20 protein-coding genes are annotated in these 18,101 nt (G+C 33.8%); 19 read left to right on the top strand and 1 reads right to left on the bottom strand.

All coding sequences use genetic code 11. The features are described 5' to 3' along the window. Window positions 1–56: 56 nt before the first annotated feature. The 19 genes from RWO76_RS05780 (at window position 57) to RWO76_RS05690 (ending at window position 17,152) form a co-directional block, all read left to right on the top strand. Window positions 57–575: a ClbS/DfsB family four-helix bundle protein gene (locus tag RWO76_RS05780; protein ID WP_314354718.1), complete on the top strand. Its 519-nt coding sequence runs from the start codon at window positions 57–59 to the stop codon at window positions 573–575. A 150-nt stretch (window positions 576–725) separates the two neighbouring features. After that, the gene (gene epsC / locus RWO76_RS05775) at window positions 726–1,298 is read left to right on the top strand and encodes a serine O-acetyltransferase EpsC (RefSeq protein ID WP_314354717.1); all 573 of its coding nucleotides are present in this window, start codon (window positions 726–728) and stop codon (window positions 1,296–1,298) included. Then, window positions 1,282–2,694 (top strand): cysteine--tRNA ligase, encoded by a 1,413-nt coding sequence (cysS, locus tag RWO76_RS05770; RefSeq protein ID WP_314354716.1) that lies wholly within the window; start codon window positions 1,282–1,284, stop codon window positions 2,692–2,694. The genes epsC and cysS overlap by 17 nt, the downstream gene beginning before the upstream one ends. Continuing rightward, window positions 2,679–3,101, top strand: a complete 423-nt coding sequence (locus RWO76_RS05765; RefSeq protein WP_396276391.1) for a Mini-ribonuclease 3 — start codon at window positions 2,679–2,681, stop codon at window positions 3,099–3,101. The genes cysS and RWO76_RS05765 overlap by 16 nt, the downstream gene beginning before the upstream one ends. Further along, window positions 3,094–3,942 (top strand): 23S rRNA (guanosine(2251)-2'-O)-methyltransferase RlmB, encoded by an 849-nt coding sequence (gene rlmB, locus RWO76_RS05760; RefSeq protein ID WP_314354715.1) that lies wholly within the window; start codon window positions 3,094–3,096, stop codon window positions 3,940–3,942. The genes RWO76_RS05765 and rlmB overlap by 8 nt, the downstream gene beginning before the upstream one ends. Before the next feature lie 10 nt (window positions 3,943–3,952). After that, window positions 3,953–4,477, top strand: coding sequence for an NYN domain-containing protein (locus tag RWO76_RS05755; RefSeq protein ID WP_314354714.1), 525 nt, complete (start codon window positions 3,953–3,955; stop codon window positions 4,475–4,477). A gap of 269 nt (window positions 4,478–4,746) precedes the next feature. Then, window positions 4,747–5,625 carry a hypothetical protein gene (locus RWO76_RS05750; protein ID WP_314354713.1) on the top strand — a complete coding sequence of 293 codons (879 nt, stop codon included), beginning with the start codon at window positions 4,747–4,749 and terminating at the stop codon, window positions 5,623–5,625. A 150-nt stretch (window positions 5,626–5,775) separates the two neighbouring features. Beyond that, on the top strand, window positions 5,776–6,486 hold the full coding sequence (locus tag RWO76_RS05745; RefSeq protein ID WP_314354712.1) for a response regulator transcription factor: 711 nt from the start codon (window positions 5,776–5,778) through the stop codon (window positions 6,484–6,486). A gap of 3 nt (window positions 6,487–6,489) precedes the next feature. Then, window positions 6,490–7,896 (top strand): HAMP domain-containing sensor histidine kinase, encoded by a 1,407-nt coding sequence (locus tag RWO76_RS05740; RefSeq protein ID WP_314354711.1) that lies wholly within the window; start codon window positions 6,490–6,492, stop codon window positions 7,894–7,896. 20 nt (window positions 7,897–7,916) lie between these two features. Then, entirely contained in the window at window positions 7,917–8,543 is a 627-nt protein-coding gene (locus RWO76_RS05735; protein WP_314354710.1) for a VanZ family protein, read from the top strand. Then, entirely contained in the window at window positions 8,540–9,724 is a 1,185-nt protein-coding gene (locus RWO76_RS05730; RefSeq protein WP_314354709.1) for a class I SAM-dependent rRNA methyltransferase, read from the top strand. Before RWO76_RS05735 ends, RWO76_RS05730 begins: the two co-directional genes overlap by 4 nt. A gap of 417 nt (window positions 9,725–10,141) precedes the next feature. Further along, the gene (locus RWO76_RS05725) at window positions 10,142–11,305 is read left to right on the top strand and encodes an ABC transporter substrate-binding protein (RefSeq protein ID WP_314354708.1); all 1,164 of its coding nucleotides are present in this window, start codon (window positions 10,142–10,144) and stop codon (window positions 11,303–11,305) included. 125 nt (window positions 11,306–11,430) lie between these two features. Then, a complete protein-coding gene (locus RWO76_RS05720; protein WP_314354720.1) occupies window positions 11,431–12,303 on the top strand; it encodes a branched-chain amino acid ABC transporter permease in 873 nt (290 codons plus the stop codon). 9 nt (window positions 12,304–12,312) lie between these two features. After that, entirely contained in the window at window positions 12,313–13,278 is a 966-nt protein-coding gene (locus RWO76_RS05715; RefSeq protein ID WP_314354707.1) for a branched-chain amino acid ABC transporter permease, read from the top strand. After that, a complete protein-coding gene (locus RWO76_RS05710) occupies window positions 13,275–14,048 on the top strand; it encodes an ABC transporter ATP-binding protein (RefSeq protein WP_314354706.1) in 774 nt (257 codons plus the stop codon). The genes RWO76_RS05715 and RWO76_RS05710 overlap by 4 nt, the downstream gene beginning before the upstream one ends. Before the next feature lie 2 nt (window positions 14,049–14,050). After that, window positions 14,051–14,755: an ABC transporter ATP-binding protein gene (locus RWO76_RS05705; RefSeq protein WP_314076869.1), complete on the top strand. Its 705-nt coding sequence runs from the start codon at window positions 14,051–14,053 to the stop codon at window positions 14,753–14,755. Window positions 14,756–14,757: 2 nt separating this feature from the next. Continuing rightward, window positions 14,758–15,399 (top strand): CBS and ACT domain-containing protein, encoded by a 642-nt coding sequence (locus RWO76_RS05700; protein ID WP_314354705.1) that lies wholly within the window; start codon window positions 14,758–14,760, stop codon window positions 15,397–15,399. Between the two features lie 152 nt (window positions 15,400–15,551). Then, window positions 15,552–16,760, top strand: coding sequence for an aminotransferase class I/II-fold pyridoxal phosphate-dependent enzyme (locus RWO76_RS05695; RefSeq protein ID WP_314354704.1), 1,209 nt, complete (start codon window positions 15,552–15,554; stop codon window positions 16,758–16,760). A gap of 11 nt (window positions 16,761–16,771) precedes the next feature. Then, the gene (locus tag RWO76_RS05690) at window positions 16,772–17,152 is read left to right on the top strand and encodes a RidA family protein (RefSeq protein WP_314354703.1); all 381 of its coding nucleotides are present in this window, start codon (window positions 16,772–16,774) and stop codon (window positions 17,150–17,152) included. A 49-nt stretch (window positions 17,153–17,201) separates the two neighbouring features. On the opposite strand, the gene RWO76_RS05685 is transcribed toward RWO76_RS05690, so the two are convergent. Further along, window positions 17,202–18,020 (bottom strand): undecaprenyl-diphosphate phosphatase, encoded by an 819-nt coding sequence (locus RWO76_RS05685; protein WP_314354719.1) that lies wholly within the window; start codon window positions 18,018–18,020, stop codon window positions 17,202–17,204. Window positions 18,021–18,101 lie beyond the last annotated feature (81 nt).

The following is an 18,101-nucleotide window of genomic DNA, read 5'->3' as shown; positions in this document are numbered from 1 at the left end:
CTATAATATCATGGGAATATTGAGTGAAACAAATTAGAAGTTGAAGAGGTGAGTTTTTGAGAGCATACGAAAATAAAGAAGAACTCAAACTTGAAATAAATAAAGCATTTGGTAAATATATTTCAGAATTTGAGGATATTCCGGAAAGTTTAAAAGATAAGAGATTTGATGAAGTCGATAGAACTCCGGCTGAAAATCTTGCTTATCAGGTAGGCTGGACAAGCTTAGTTCTTAAATGGGAGGAAGATGAAAGAAATGGACTTCAAGTAAAAACACCATCAAATGAATTTAAATGGAATCAACTTGGTGAATTATATCAGTGGTTTACGGATACTTATGCTCACTTATCTATACAAGAGTTAAAACTAAAATTAAAAGCAAATGTTAATTCTATTTGTGTAATGATTGATTCGTTGAGTGAGGAAGAATTATTTAAACCACATATGAGAAAATGGGCTGATGAAGCGACTAAAACAGCAGTATGGGAAGTATATAAATTTATTCATGTGAATACAGTTGCACCTTTTGGAACTTTCAGAACAAAAATCAGAAAATGGAAGAAGATAGCACTTTAAATTTCAGTTTGTATAATTGAATATAATAGTTTTAGCAACAGTAAATCAAAAAAGGTTTACTGTTTTTTAGTTTCTTAATTTGAGAAAGCGAAAAAACAGTAGAAAATATGCTATAATAAAAAAATAGTACTAGTAAAGGAGAGTGAGGAGATGGGGCGTTTTCAAGAGGATATGGAAACCTATAAAAAGAACGATCCAGCTGCACGAAGTAGTTTAGAAATTATTTTAACGTATCCAGGCTATCATGCGACTGTGTTGCATCGACTAGCACATTGGTTACATACTACTTGCCGATGTAGACTTCTTGCTCGCATGCTGAGTACATTTAGTCGATTTTTTACTGGAATTGAAATTCACCCGGCAGCTCAAATTGGTCGTCGATTTTTTATTGACCATGGAATGGGAATTGTCATTGGTGAAACTGCGATTATCGGAGATGATGTGAAAATGTTCCACGGAGTTACTTTAGGAGGAACAGGAAAGCAAACGGGAAAACGTCATCCAACCATTGAAGATGGAGTATTATTGTCTGCTCATGTTCAAGTAATTGGACCAGTTACGATTGGGAAAGGTGCCAAAATTGGTGCAGCAGCAGTAGTATTATCAGATATTCCAGCTCATACAACAGCGGTAGGATTACCTGCTAAAGTTGTTCGAATTCATTCAAAAGAAGAACACGAAATCACAGAATTATATGGAGGAAATTATGATTCAAGTATATAACACTTTAACACGTCAAAAAGAAGAATTTAAACCACTAGAACCAGGCAAAGTAAAAATGTATGTTTGTGGACCAACTGTTTACAATTATATTCATATTGGAAATGCGAGAAGTACGGTTGCATTTGATACGATTCGTCGTTATTTTGAATACCGTGGTTATGATGTGAACTATGTTTCTAATTTTACAGATGTGGATGATAAAATTATTAAAGCAGCGAATGAAACAGGGATGACACCTGAAGAAGTTTCTAAAAAATATATTGAAGCTTTCTACGAAGATACAGCTGCATTAAATGTAAAAAAAGCAACTTTAAATCCAACAGTGATGAATACAATGGATGATATTATTGCCTTTGTAAAAGCATTAGTCGAAAAAGAAGCTGCCTATGAATCTGGTGGAGATGTATATTTCATTACTGAAAAATTCAAAGATTATGGAAAATTAAGTGATCAAAGTATTCAAGATTTACAAGTAGGAGCTAGCCAAAGAACGGAAAGTGCAGATGATGCTAAAAAGAGAAATCCATTAGATTTTGCTCTATGGAAAAGTGCAAAACCAGGTGAAATTAGTTGGGATTCTCCTTGGGGCAAAGGTCGTCCAGGTTGGCATATTGAATGTTCCGTAATGGCGACAAAACATTTAGGAGATACTATTGATATTCACGGTGGTGGACAAGACTTAGCATTCCCACACCATGAAAATGAAATTGCGCAAAGTGAATCGAAAACAGGTCATCCGTTTGCGCGTTATTGGATGCATAATGCCTTTGTAACAATGGGGGAAGATGGAGAAAAAATGAGTAAATCTCTTGGTAATTTTGTATTAGTTCACGATATTATTAAAGAAATTGACCCTCAAATTTTACGTTTCTTCTTGGCAAGTGCTCACTATCGTAGACCATTAAAATTCAGTGAATCTTCACTGCAAGAAGCAACAGCCAATGTGTCAAAAATTCAAACAACTTTTAGCAATACACGTTATCGTTTAGAACAGGCAGTTGAATCATTAGAAGATGATCAAGATGTATGGGCTAGTTTTGAAGCATTAGAAGGAAAATTCCAAGAAGAAATGGATGATGATTTTAATGCAGCTAACGGGATGACAGTATTATATCAATTCCTAAAAGAATGGAATGTTTATTTAGAGCGTGAAGCAGTATCACGTGTTATTTTAGAAAAATTATTACAAAAAGCTGAACAATTATTTGCGATTTTTGGAATGAAAGAAGTTCAAGAAGAATTAGTAGATGATGAAATTCAAGCATTAATTGATGAACGTTTAGAAGCAAGAAAAGCGAAAAACTTTGCACGAAGTGATGAAATTAGAGAATTATTGAAAGCTCAAGGAATTGTGTTAGAAGATACTGCACAAGGAACAAGATGGAGAAGAGTATAATGGAAATCATTAAAGATTGGCATTTATTAAATGGCTTAACATTAGCTTATATGGGTGATGGTATTTATGAATTATATATTCGTCAACATGTATTGAGAACAGGAAAGACGAAGCCAAATATCTTGCATCGTGAAGCTACTCGTTATGTTTCTGCCAAGGCTCAAGCAAATTTAATTCAACAAATGTTGGATAATGAGTCATTTTTAACAGAAGAAGAATTAGAATACTTCAAACGTGGAAGAAATGCTAAGAGTCATACAAAGGCGAAAAATGCAGATGTCATTACTTATCGTATGTCTACAGGATTTGAAGCGATGATTGGCTACTTATATTTAAGTGGACAAAAAGAGCGATTAGAGGAAGTCATCGCATGGTGTATTCAACAAGTGGAGGAAAAACATGGCTAGACAAGAAAGAAACTCGAATAGAAGAAAAGGAAGTCAACCAAAGGGATTCAAAAAAGAGGCTAAAGCACCTCGTCCAAAATATACACCGGAAAGTTCTTCAAATGAGCAAGAGCCTACAGATTTTGTATATGGACGTCATGCAGTAAGAGAAGCATTACAACAACCAGAACGTGTGAATAAATTATGGGTTCAAGAAGCTTTATCTGGAAAGGAAATTACACCGATTATTGATTTAGCAAAAGAACACCGGATTCAAATTCAAAATGTACCGAAAGCTAAATTACAAGATCTTGTGGGTGAAGTTGTCCATCAAGGAGTGGTTGCTTCAATTGCAGCTTATGAATATGCAACTTTAGAAGATGTCTTTGAAAAAGCTCAGGAAAAAAATGAAGATCCATTTATTTTAATTTTAGATGGCATTGAAGATCCGTATAATTTAGGAAGTATTTTACGTACTGCAGATGCTACGGGAGTTCACGGCATTATTATTCCAAAGAGAAGAAGTGTTTCTTTAACATCTACTGTAGCGAAAGCTTCTACAGGGGCTATTGAGTATGTTCCAGTTGTTCGTGTAACGAATTTAACTCAAACAATTGAGCAATTAAAAGAACGTGGCGTTTGGGTGTTTGGAACAGATATGAAAGGGACGGATTATCGTCAGTGGAATACAAAGGGGCCAATTGCAATTGTCATGGGAAATGAAGGAAAAGGAGTATCTCGCATTGTTAAAGATGCCGTGGATGAGATGATTACCATTCCGATGACCGGACATGTTCAAAGTTTAAATGCGAGTGTTGCAAGTGCTTTAATGATGTATGAAGTTTTCCGTTCTCGTCATTAATAGGTGATTTATGAAGAAACAATTATATATCATTGATGGGTATAATATGATTGGTGCATGGCCGGAATTAGTGAGTTTAAAAAAACAAGGTGATTTAGAAAGTGCTCGAGATTTACTCATTCATCATTGCGCTAATTTTAGAAAATTTGAACATGTTGAAGTGTGGATTGTTTTTGATGCACAATTTGTTCCTGGAATTACTCAGTCATTTGAATCTTCTCAAGTGAAAGTTATTTTTACAGCAGAAGATGAAACGGCAGATGAATATATTGAGAGAACAGTTAGTGAAATGAATACGCAAGTCATTCAAGTGTCTGTAGCAACGAGTGATTTAGCAGAGCAATGGGTCATTTTTCAAAAAGGTGCTTTAAGAAAATCTGCAAGAGAATTTTTTAAAGAAATTCAACGAAGTAAGAAGAAGCAAGAACAATTATCTAGACAATATCAAGAAATCTCTAGACGTCGTTCACCATGGAGTGAAGAGCAGATGGATCAATTGAATATTTTACGATTCAAATTACAAGAAAAAGATTGAAAGTTTTTAGATGAGAAAGAGCTAAGTAGTTGAACTTAGCTCTTTTTTCATTTTGAAAAGTAATCGTTTACAAAGTTTGTTTGTTGCAGTACAATTGAATCGAAATATAAAAGTTGTATAACAGGAGGATAGATGAAAACATAAGTGTGGATTGTTGACCTAGGAAGAATGCTTTAATAACGAAATTTTCATACGCTAAATGACAACTATATACACGATATAAAATAGTAAGATGCAATGAGTGAACATGAAGATTGGGGGAGAACAACATGAAAAAAATAATCACTTTATTACTAGGAATGTTGTTATTAACTTTAGGAAGTTCGACTGTGTTGGCAATGGAAAGTGAGAATATGGCTTCTGATATCGGTCAAAGTGAATTTGAGAGTTTAGCAACAAAATCAGAAGAGAGGTTGAATCAATTATTTTTATCTTCAGATATTCAATGGGATAAAGCGGTGAAAGTGTATGAAGAAGCATCGTTTTTGGAAACTGTTCCTCAGATTAATGATGCAAGTTTAAAAGAAGAATTGAAAAAAACAGAGTATTATTGGATTGTACCAACTTCTCATCGTCAACCAAAAGTAGAAATTCGATTTGATATTGTAAAGGATTTTGACAGAGAAGAAGCGAAAAAAGCTGTGGCAAATGGATTGACGAGTGCAGAGAGTGTTGCCGAACAAGAAAAACAAATTGGGAAATGGGATATTACTTCCGTAGGTGAATATGAAGAAGGAGCAGAACCATTTGCTCAAACAATAGAAAAGGTGTTAAAAGAGCAATCAATCAACCCAAAAGCCATTTATTATATCCACCCCACAAAAGTGATGGTAGATCCAATTGTTTTAGTGAAGTTAGCAGATAATGAATATCGCATGCTTATTCACTCACTACCATTTGAAGAAACTCAGATGAAGAGTGAAGCAGGAACATTAAAATTTGATACACTTTATCCATACGAAACAGCGCAAAAGGTGTTAGCTGCTTACTTAAATGAAAAATATATAGAACGAACAGGTGAAAATTCAGATCCAAGGCCATGTGGAGTTATTTTTGTCGAGCATTATAGAGCGATGATGATTGTGGGAACAGTGTTCGTTATTATTGTTGGGATCATTTGTTGGAAAATTTTCAAAAAACGTCAGTAAATTACTACTAAAGCTCAAATAAAACGAAAATTCTGAGGCGACTTCAGTCGTCTCTTTTTTATCTTCATAAAATCTTCATACTTTCTAGTTAACGGATTCATAAAATTAAGGTATACTAAGTATGAAATCATCCAAAAAGGAGGAAGTAAGATGCATATTTTAATGATTGAAGATACAGAAGCAGTATGTGAAATGATGGAAATGTTTTTTGAAAAAGAAGGTTGGACAGCAGAGTTTTATCATGATGGTAAAGAAGGGTATGAGGCATTTGTTAATGATCAAGATAAATGGGATCTAGTGATTTTAGATTTGAATTTACCTTCAATGGATGGCATGCAAATTTGTCGCCAAATTCGTCAAATGAATGAGCAAGTACCAATTGTCATGTTAACAGCAAGAGATTCAGAAAGTGACCAAGTCATTGGGTTAGAAATTGGTGCTGACGATTATGTGGCAAAACCATTTAGTCCATTAACAATGATGGCTCGTATTAAAGCATTACATCGTCGCATTGGTAGAGGAGTTGCTAGTGAAGCTCCAACAAGTTCAGGACAATTTGATATTGAAACAAAACATGTTTCGATTAATACAAAAACTCATGAAGCCTTTATTGATGGGGTGAAAATTGATGGATTAACTCCTAAAGAGTTTGATTTATTAGTTTTAATGGCACAACATCCTCGTCAAGTATTCTCAAGAGAACACTTATTAACGAAGATTTGGGAAGATCCTTTCTTTGGTGATGAGCGTACGATTGATGCACATATTAAAAAATTACGTCAAAAAATTGAAGCAGTAGGCCCTCATGTCATTCAAACTGTATGGGGTGTAGGATATAAATTTGATGATAGTGGGATTTAGAAGATGAAATATTTTTACCAACAATTAGTAGGATTTTTATCAGTTGTATTAGTATCCGTTGTTGTTTGTGGATTATTATTTTATAATGTTATGACGAATAAAATATTCTTACAGCGTTCGCAACAACTATTTGGATATGCCAAAGCGATTTTAGTAAATGATTTAACTGCTGAACAAATTAATAGCAGCTTATCCTTGTTGAAAGATGAACATTTAGGAGTTGCGATTTTTGATAAAGATAATAAAATGACCTATCCAACAACAGTATTAAATGTAAAAAGTTCATTATCTGATGAAGAATTACAACATCTTCAAGATGGTTCTGCCATTAATATGAAGCAAACAAAGCATAATTTTGTTGGTGAAGCAGCTGATTTAGTGACGATTTATTATCCAATTTTTAAAGACAAAACTTATACTGGTTTTCTAGCAATTTCTAGTCCATTAAGTCGTATTGAAACAGAAATGGCAGAACTGAAAAATTCTATTTTAGTAGGATTTTCATCAGCAGCAGTGGCAGGAGTTATTCTAAGTGTCATATTTGCCAACTATCAAACAAGAAGAATTAATCGCTTAAGAAAAGCAACCCATGAAATTGCAGAAGGAAATTATGATATTTCTCTTCCAACTCAAAAACGAGATGAATTCGATGATTTAGTAATGGACTTTAATAAGATGGCAGAGTCATTGCAGAGGTCTGAACAAGAAATTGAACGACAAGAGAATTTAAGACGTCAATTAATGATGGATGTCGCTCATGAAATGAGAACACCACTAACAACGATGAATGGATTATTGGAAGGATTAATTCACCACATGATACCAGAGTCTCGTCGTGAGAGAAGTTTAGAATTAATCACGAATGAAACACAACGTCTTATCCGATTAGTGAATGAAAATCTAGATTATGAAAAAATCCGTTCAGATCAAATTGTTTTAGTGAAGCAAAATTTCTCAGGGGCAGAAGCTTTACAAAATGTTGTCGATCAATTGCAAGAATTAGCTAAAAATAAGGAGAATGACTTACGCTGTGAATGCCCCAAAGATTTTACAGTTTATGCGGATTATGATCGCTTTATTCAAATTTTAGTGAATATGACAAAAAATGCGAACCAGTTTACAGATAAGGGACATATTCTTCTTAAAGGCTGGAATGAAGATTCGAAAGCCATTGTGCAAATTATTGATGATGGAATTGGAATAAGTAAAAAAGAAGTAGAAGCAATCTGGGAAAGATTTTATAAAGCTGATGTTTCAAGAAAGAGTACAAAATATGGGGAGTCTGGAATTGGCTTAGCCATTGTTCATTCATTAATGAATAGTCATCATGGAACAATTCAGACAGAAAGTGAACTTGGAGAGGGAACGACATTTACACTTACATTCCCTGGAAAAGAAGAAAAAGAATAAGGAAAGGGATGAATCGGGAAATGTTTTTTTTAGAACCAATCTATCAATGGCTAGAACAGTCGTTGGACGGACGAATAAATCATTTCCTTTTGATTCGTCTTTTAATGAATAGTATCGATCATGCTCTCATATTCTTTATTGGATGGCTAGGAGTATGGTCGATTTCTCTGTTATATAGAAAATATTACAAACAAAAGATTGATTGGAAACTAGAAGGTTATCTTCATCTATTTATTTTCTATTTACTCGTATTATTAAATATTACGATTTTTCGTCAATCGAGTATTTTTAAATTGATGAAGATTTCGCCACGACCGTTGCAAGACATTTATTGGATACCTTTTGTAGATAGTGTAAAACTATTTATACATGGATCACTATTTGCAGCTTATTATAATGTGTTCGGGAATATTATTTGGTTTATGCCAATTGGTTTATTTTGTGGGATTTTATTAAAGGAGAAAAGCCATTATAAATTATCATTTTGGGCAGGTTTATTCATTTCACTTTTAATAGAAATTAGTCAATGGTTGTTTTCAACGGGTGTGACTCATATTGATGATGTCATCTGTAATGTATTGGGAAGCGTTTTGGGATATTGGTGTTATCAAAAATATCAAGAAAGAAAAAGGAGATTAGAATTATGAAAGAAATCATTTTAAAAACGAAAGCCGCAAAATTAGTGAAAAAAGGCTCTCCTTTATTAAATCAAGAGGATTTAGCAAAACCACTCGAAGCAAAAGAAGGCGAATGTGTTCGTGTTTGTGATGAAAAGAAAGAATTTTTAGCAATGGCTTATGTAGGGTTTCAACATAAAGGGATTGGATGGGTTTATTCTAAAAAAGATGGTGAAAAACTAACCCCTCAATTGGTAAAAGGCTTATTCCAAAAAGCAGCACAAAAACGTTCTTCTTTAATGATGGATGACAGTACAACAGCTTTTCGTCTGTTTAATGGAGAAGGAGATGGACTAGGTGGAATTACGATTGATTGGTATGATGGATTTGTAGTTGTTTCATGGTATAGTGCAGGGATTTATCAATGGAAAGAGTTGTTAGTAGACCAATTGCAAGAAGCAATTCCAAGTATCCAAGGAATTTATGAAAAGATTCGTTATTCTTCAAAAGAAAAATTACCGGAAAGTCAATTCGTAAGAGGAGTGAAGGCGAGTGAACCATTAATTGTTCAAGAAGAAGGAGTTCGTTATGCAACGTATCTTGATGAAGGATTGATGACGGGTATATTTTTAGATCAACGTGAAGTTCGTACATTAATAAGAGATGACTATAGTGCTGGAAAAACTATCTTGAATTTATTTAGTTATACGGGTGCATTTTCTGTAGCTGCAGCAATGGGTGGTGCGATTCAAACAACAAGTGTGGATGTTGCCAATCGTAGTTTAGAGAAGACGAGAGAACAATTTGAAGTGAATGGGATTGATGCAGCAGAACAAAAGATTTATGTAATGGATGTATTTGATTATATTAAATATGCTGCAAAGAAATCTTTAACATTTGATACGATTGTGTTAGATCCTCCTAGTTTTGCTCGTACAAAAAAGAGAACTTTTTCAGTTGCAAAAGATTATGCTGGCTTAGTGGAGCAATTAGTTCCGCTAACGGCGAAAAATGGGAATTTAATTTTGTCGACAAATGCGGCTAATGTTTCTGAGAAGCAATTTTTAGAGATGATTCACAAGGGGCTTCGTTCTTCTGGAAGAAGGTATCGTTTAGAGCATCAGAAGAAATTGCCGATGGATTTTCCGGTGGCGCCGCATACACCGTTGAGTGATTATTTGAAGGTTGTTTTTGTAGAAATGGATGCGTAGGAATAGACTTCCAAATGTAGTAGTAATGGACGCCAGCAGCTTCGCTATTGCGAATCTCATGGCTAAAAATCGAGCCTAGGTCTCGATTTTCCCAGTAAAAGAAGCCACAACTTGTGTGGCTTCTTTTACTTTTACTACTACGGGAAGTCTATTCCTACTTTTTGTATAAGGGAGATTTCGAAAAAAATGAGACTTTCTGGGTAATAGCCAGGGAAAATCTCACTACGAGAGAGTCAATTATTCATTAAAATTACTTATTTCACAAAATGTAAGCGCTAAGTTGTCATGGATTAAAAAACAATTAAAAAAAGTTTAAATAAATTCAAAAAAATTTTAAAAAAACAATTGCATGAATTGTCAGAATATTATATAATCTTCTCATCACTTAAAAAACAGATTATGAAATGAGGGATTATGATGAATTTAAAAAAATTTGGATTAGGATTGGTATCAGCAGCTATTTTAGCAGGATGTAGTGCAGGTGGTGCATCAAATGGTAACACAGTAAAACTTGGTGGTAACTTTGAGTTAACAGGTAATGTTGCCGCTTATGGTTCAGCTATGGATAACGCTGTTAAATTAGCCGTTGAACAAAAAGGTAAATTATTAGATAAAGAATTAAAATATGTATCTTACGATAATAAATCAGAAAAAACAGAAGTAGCTTCTGTTGCTAAAAAATTAGTTTCTGAAAAAGTTGTTGGGGTTGTCGGACCAGCTACAACAGGAGATGCTCAAGTTTCAATCCCAATCATGGAACAAGCAAAAATTCCTGCAGTATTCCCAGCAACAACAGGGGACGGAATTACATTAAAAGATGCGAAAAACCCAGAATCAGTATATGACTACATTTTCCGTGTATGTTTCTCTGATAATTATCAAGGGGTTGTAGGTGCAGGATTTGTAAGCCAAAAATTCCCAAATGCTAAAGTAGCAGTACTACAAGACTCAGCAAGTGACTACTCAAAAGGTTTATCAGAAGCATTTGAAAAAACTTATACAGATGCTAAAATCGGTGGACAAATTGTTGCGAAAGAAACTTATCAATCAAAAGATACAGATTTCCAAGCAGTATTAACTTCATTAAAATCAAAATCATTTGATGTATTATATATCCCAGGATATTACGAAGAAGTTGGTTTAATCATCAAACAAGCTCGTGAATTAGGAATCACTCAACCAATCGTTGGTGGAGATGGATTATCAAGTGAAAAATTAGCAGAATTAGCTGGTAACAAAGCAAACTTAACAAATGTCTTTTATACAGCTCACTTCTCTGCTAAGAGTACAGATGCAGATGTTCAAGAATTCATCAAAGCTTATAAAGAAAAATATGGTACAACACCAGATTCATTCTCAGCTTTAGCATATGATGCAGCACAATTATTAATGAAAGCTATTGAAAAAGCAGGTTCAACTGATGCTCAAGCAATCAAAAAAGCATTAGCAGAATCTACAGATTTTGACGGTGTTACTGGTACATTCACAATGGGTAAAGATCATACTCCTGTTAAATCAACAGTTGTTATCGAATTCCAAAATGGTGAAGAAGTAAGTGCTAAAGAATATTCAGCACAATAATAGATAAAGTATTGAGGAAAGAGAGGCAGTTGGGGAGACCCGCCTCTTTTTTCACATGATAGGCAAATTAACAACAATATTAGAAAAATTTGGTTTTAAAGAGAAAGGAGCTTAAAATGGAGCTATTGATACAACAATTAGTCAATGGGATTGCCTTAGGAAGTATTTATGCTTTAGTGGCACTTGGCTATACAATGGTTTATGGAACGATTAAATTAATCAACTTCGCTCATGGTGATGTATATATGATGGGTGCTTTTGTTGGTTTCTATGCAATGAATGGATTGGGGTTAAATATTTTCTTATCTCTTCTATTAGCAATGGTCAGCTGTGCGGTTTTAGGAGTTGTTATTGAGCGAGTAGCATACAAACCTTTAAGACGTTCAACTCGTGTTGCTGCTTTGATTACAGCAATTGGGGTTTCATTTTTACTTGAAAATGTAATGAGTTATCTATTCGGAGCAGAAATCCGTCCATTCCCATCTGATTTTGGAACAACAAACTACACTTTATTTGGAAATATTACGATTAATGGAAAACAAGTATTAATTTTTGCTACAACAGTAATTTTAATGGCATTATTACAATTTATCGTTCATTACACAAAAATGGGGAAAGCTATGCGTGCAGTTGCAGTGGACGAAGATGCAGCGCAATTAATGGGGATTGATGTGGATCAAGTGATTTCATTTACATTTGCATTAGGTTCAAGTCTTGCAGGGATTGCAGGGGTATTAGTGGCGTTATATTATAATACATTTTCTGCAACAATGGGGATTGTACCAGGATTGAAAGCTTTCGTAGCTGCGGTATTAGGAGGAATTGGTAGTATTCCAGGTGCCATGATTGGTGGCTATGTCATTGGTTTATTAGAAACTATAGTTAGCTATTTAGGATTCTCTCCATATAAAGATGGAGTAGTTTACTTCCTATTATTTGTTATTTTATTAGTATTACCAGCAGGCTTGTTTGGTAAAAATGTTAAAGAGAAAGTGTAGGTGAGAAACATGCAACGATTTCATCAGAAAAATCTTATTTGGTTAGCTTCTGCAGTAGTAGTGTATTTATTACTTCAAGTGTTAGTTCAAGTAGGTGTGATTAATTTCTATTACGAAAGTACTTTTATTAATATCATGATTAATATTATTTTCGCAGTCGGATTAAATTTAATCTTGGGGGTTGCAGGTCAATTCTCACTAGGGCATGCTGGATTTATTGCGATTGGTGCGTATAGTGCTGCTATTATCGGTAAAGCGGTTAGTGGTTTAGCAGGCTTATTTGCTGGAATGGCAGTCGGTGTAGTCATTTCAATTGTAATTGCTTATTTAGTTGGTTTACCAACACTTCGTTTAAAAGGAGACTACTTAGCGATTGCAACATTAGGAGTTGCTGAAATTATTCGTGTAGCATTAAATAATATGAAAATTACAAATGGTGCTGCAGGGATTAGTGGGGTTCCATTAACAACAACATGGACAATTGTTTATATTGCTTTAGTTTTAACGACTATTTTAGTATTAAACTATGCCAATAGTAGTGCAGGTCGTGCGACTTATGCAGTATTACAAGATGAAATTGCAGCGGAATCTATGGGGGTCAATGTAACGCGTTATAAAATGTTAGCTTTCATCATTGGAGCAGCTACAGCAAGTATTGGTGGAACATTAACAGCCACTTATTTAGGAACTGTAACGCCAAGTGACTTTACATTTATGAAATCAATCGATGTATTAATCATTGTTGTATTTGGAGGAATCGGTAGTTTTACTGGTTCATTTGTCGCAGCAATTTTACTTGGAATTATTAATACATTCTTACAACCATTTGGACAATTACGTATGATTATTTATGCAGTAGCATTAATTTTAATTATGATTTTCCGTCCAGGTGGATTGTTAGGAACTTGGGAATTCCGTTTTGGTACATTCTTAAGTAATAAATTGAAGAAAAAAGAGAAAGGAGAAACAGAATGAGTTTATTAGAAGTAAAAGGTTTAACAAAAAATTTCGGTGGATTATCAGCTGTTTCAAATGTTTCTCTTAAAGCTGAAAAAGGAGAATTAATTGGATTAATTGGACCAAATGGTGCCGGTAAAACAACATTCTTCAACCTTTTAACAGGGGTATATATTCCAACAGAAGGAACCATTGAATTAGAAACTGAAAATGGTAAAACATTATTAAATGGAATTGCACCTAATAAAATTACAGAATTAGGGCTTGCACGTACCTTCCAAAATATTCGTTTATTTAAAGATTTAACAGTATTAGAAAATGTAATGGTAGCGATGCATGCTCATAAAGGAAATTCATTATTTTCAAGTTTATTCAGAACAAAAGCTTATTATGAAACAGAAAAAATGATGAAAGAAGAAGCTTTAGAATTGTTAAAAATCTTCAACTTAGAATCATTTGCTCAAGATAAAGCGAAAAACTTAGCTTATGGGCAACAACGTGAATTAGAAATCGTTCGTGCCTTAGCAACAAAACCAAAAATTTTATTTTTAGATGAACCTGCTGCAGGGATGAACCCACAAGAAACAGCAAATCTAACAAAATTAATTGCGCAAATCCAAGAACAATTCGGATTAACAGTTGTATTAATTGAACACGATATGTCATTAGTTATGGAAATTTGCCAACGTTTATATGTATTAGAATATGGAAGATTATTAGCACATGGAACACCAGAAGAAATTAAGAAAAATCCTGATGTTATTCGTGCTTACTTAGGAGGAGAGTAATCATGTTAGAAGTAAAAGATTTAAGTGTACATTATGGCATGATTCAAGCCGTTAAAGATGTAAGCTTTACCGTTAACGAAGGAGAAATTGTTTCTCTAATCGGTGCTAATGGTGCTGGAAAATCAACAATTTTAAAAACTTTATCAGGGTTGGTACGTCCAAGTGCTGGAACGATTGAATATTTAGGTCAAGATATTACGAAATTACCTGCGAAAAAAATTGTTTCATTAGGTTTAGCCCAAGTTCCAGAAGGTCGTCATGTATTTAGAGGACTTTCAGTAAAAGAAAACCTTGATTTAGGAGCATTTTTAAGAAATGATAAAGAGGAAATTCAAAAAGATATGAAAGCCATCTTTGAGAGATTCCCAATTTTAGAAGAACGTAAAAATCAAGATGCTGCAACATTATCAGGTGGGGAACAACAAATGTTAGCAATGGGACGTGCGTTAATGACTCGTCCAAAACTATTGTTATTAGATGAACCATCAATGGGATTAGCACCAATTTTCATTAAAGAAATCTTCAATATCATTCAAGAAATTCAAAAACAAGGAACTACGGTATTACTAATTGAGCAAAATGCGAAAATGGCATTATCCATTGCATCAAGAGGGTATGTATTAGAAACAGGATCTGTGGTATTATCAGGTACAGGTAAGGAATTACTTGAAAGTGAAGATGTTCAAAAAGCATATTTAGGGGGATAATCATGGAAGTAAAAGATTATATGTCAACAAACTTAATAACTGTTGAACCAAATACAACTGTTATGAAAGCATTAGATTTAATGAAAGAACATGATGTGCATCGTCTTCCAGTTGTTGAAGGAGACAAATTAGTAGGCTTATTAACAGCTGAATTAGTCGCTCAAAACTCACCTTCAATGGCAACAAGTTTAAGTGTGCATGAATTAAACTACTTATTAAACAAAACAACTGCTAAAGATATTATGTTGAAACAAGTGATTACTGTAAAACCAACTGCTGTCTTAGAAGAAGCTGCTTCTATTATGAGACAACAAGGGATTGGTGTTTTACCAGTTCTTGAATCAAGAGGAAATTTAGTGGGAATTATTACTGACAAAGATATTATGGATGCGTTCATTGATATTTCAGGTTATAATACTCCTGGTTCTCGTTTATTTATCGAAATTAATGAAGATAAACCTGGTCCATTAGAAGAAATTTCAAATGTTTTACGAGATCATAATGTCAATGTAGATACAATTTCTGTATATCACCGTGAAGGAAAAGTACAAGTTGTTCTTCACGTGGATTCTGAAAATCCAGATGAAGTAGCAGACTTTATCGCACAAAGAGGATATAGAATTATCTCTTCAATGAGAAAATAGAGAATAAATTATAGACTTTCCAAGAGGCTAAGGCTTTTCTTACTGGGAAAGTCTATTTCTTTGTTTGGTAGAAGATAGTAGCTTTTCTTTGTTCAATGACAGATTTCTGCTATACTAGTACTACTACACTAGAGGGGTAAAGGAGAAATATGATGAAATATGATTTTACAACAGAAATAAACCGTCATGGAAAAGATGCGATGGCTGTTGACGGATTAGGTTTGATTCCAGGTAAAGCACCAAACCCACCTAAGGAAGAGTTCGATGTAATTCCTATGTGGATTGCAGATATGAACTTTGCGACAGTTCCAACCGTTATTCAAGCAATGAAAGAACGTTTAGAACATCCAGTTTTTGGATATTTCATGCAACCAAAAGAATATTATAATGCCATTATTCGTTGGCACCAATTTCACCATCAAGTTGAAGGATTAACTGCAAAACATATTGGTTATCACAATAGTGTGTTAGGAGGAGTTGTTTCAGCATTAACTTCTTTTGCTTCACCAGGTGACTCTATTTTAGTGCATAGTCCAACTTATGGAGGATTTACAGAAGTTTTAAAAAATAATGGGTTTAATATTGTACTAAGTCCATTAGTGAAAGATGAAGAAGGTGTTTACCGTATCGATTATAAAGATATGGAAGCAAAAATTCGCAAATATCATATTCATGTATCTATTTTCTGTTCCCCACATAATCCAACAGGTCGTGTTTGGAATCGTGAAGAATTAGAAAAAGTAATGGCTATTTATAAAAAATATGATGTTACGGTTATTTCTGATGAGATTTGGTCGGATTTAGTGATGCCAGGAGTGAAACATATTCCAACTCAAAGTGTGTCTGAAGATGCTAAGAATCGTACGATAGCATTTTATGCACCGAGTAAGACATTTAACTTAGCTGGCTTAGTAGCTGCTTATCATATTATTTATAGCGATTTATTACGTGATAGAGTGAATGCAAAAGGTAGTAAGTCTCATTATAATGTGATGAATGTATTATCAATGCATGCACTAATGGGAGCTTATCAACCAGAAGGCTATGAGTGGCTGGAAGAATTAAGACAAGTATTATATCAAAATATGACCTATGTTTGCGACTACATTCGTGATCATTTTGAAGGAGTATCCGTAACAAATACAGAAGGTACCTATGTGATTTTTATCGATTGTAAGGAGTATTTAGAAAAAAATGGTATTACAATTGATGAATTACAAAGAAGAGGATCAGATGTGGGAGTGGCTTGGCAAGATGGTAGAATTTTTAATGGCCCAACTCATATTCGATTAAACTTAGCATTACCATTTACAAGAATTCAAGAAGCTTGTGAGAGAATGAAAAAATATGTATTTATTTAAAGGAGAGAAAGATGAAAAAAATTATTCATACAGATAAAGCGCCAGCAGCAATTGGACCGTATTCGCAAGGAGTATTATGTTCAGGAAATTTCTTATATATTTCAGGGCAATTACCAATTGTGCCAGAAACAGGAGAATTTGCAGGAGAAGATATTGTTAGCCAAACACATCAATCATTGAAAAATATTCAAGTGATTTTAGAACAAGCAGGTATGGGTTTAGAAAATGTAGTAAGTACAACCATTTATTTAAGTGATATTGCTCATTTCCAACAAATGAATGAAGTTTATGCCACTTATTTCAAAGAAAACTGCCCAGCACGTGCTGCTTTCCAAGTAGCAGCATTACCTAAAAATGCACTAGTAGAAATCCAAGCAGTCGCTTGTCAATAATGGAAAAGAAAACAGCCAGCAGATAATTCTGCTGGCTGTTTTTTAAATACTATTTCAAAAAGAATGAACTAGCTAATACGATAATCCCTAGGATAATTCGATACCAACCAAATGCTTGGAAGTCGTTTCGTTTTAAATAGCTCAATAAGAATTTGATCACAATTAGTGAAACGAAGAAAGAAACTACTGATCCTACTAATAAAATAATCAATTCTGCACTTGTATAGTGGAATCCAAATTTTAATAATTTAAGTCCACTTGCTCCAAACATAATTGGAATACTCATAAAGAAAGAAAACTCAGTCGCAACAAAACGATTCGTTCCAACTAATAATCCCCCTAAAATGGTAGAACCAGAACGAGAAGTTCCTGGGATTAAAGCTAGAGTTTGGAATAAACCAATTTTAATAGCTGTTATATAATCTAGTTCTTCAAATGAATGAATGCGAGGTTCAACTGTTTTATGACGACGCTCGATAATAATAAATGCAATCCCGTAAACAATTAAAGTTGTTGCAATGACAATTGCTTTATTAAAGTATTCATCCATAAAGTCATTTAATAATAATCCTCCAACGATAGCAGGAATACAACCGATAATAACTTTTTTCCATAGCTCAATTGTCGCTAAAAATTCTTTGCGATTTTTTTTACCTTCAAATGGATTTAATTTGTTAAAGTATAAAATCACCACAGCAAAGATTGCACCAAGTTGGATGACTACATTAAACATATCTTGAAACTTTGGACTAACATCCAATTTTAAAATTTCATTCGCTAAAATTAAATGTCCTGTACTACTAATCGGTAACCATTCAGTTACCCCTTCAATAATTCCTAAAATTATTGTTTTAATGATTTCAATCATCGTAATCAAAAAATCACTCCTTTATAATGTCTGAATGTAAGTATAAAGGTTTATGAGTAAAATTTCTATAAAAAAATAAAA

It is taken from the genome of uncultured Granulicatella sp. (assembly GCF_963521425.1).
Lineage (GTDB): Bacteria > Bacillota > Bacilli > Lactobacillales > Aerococcaceae > Granulicatella.
The sequence above is the reverse complement of the archived record's forward strand: the minus strand, read 5'-3'. Positions and strand labels throughout refer to the sequence as shown.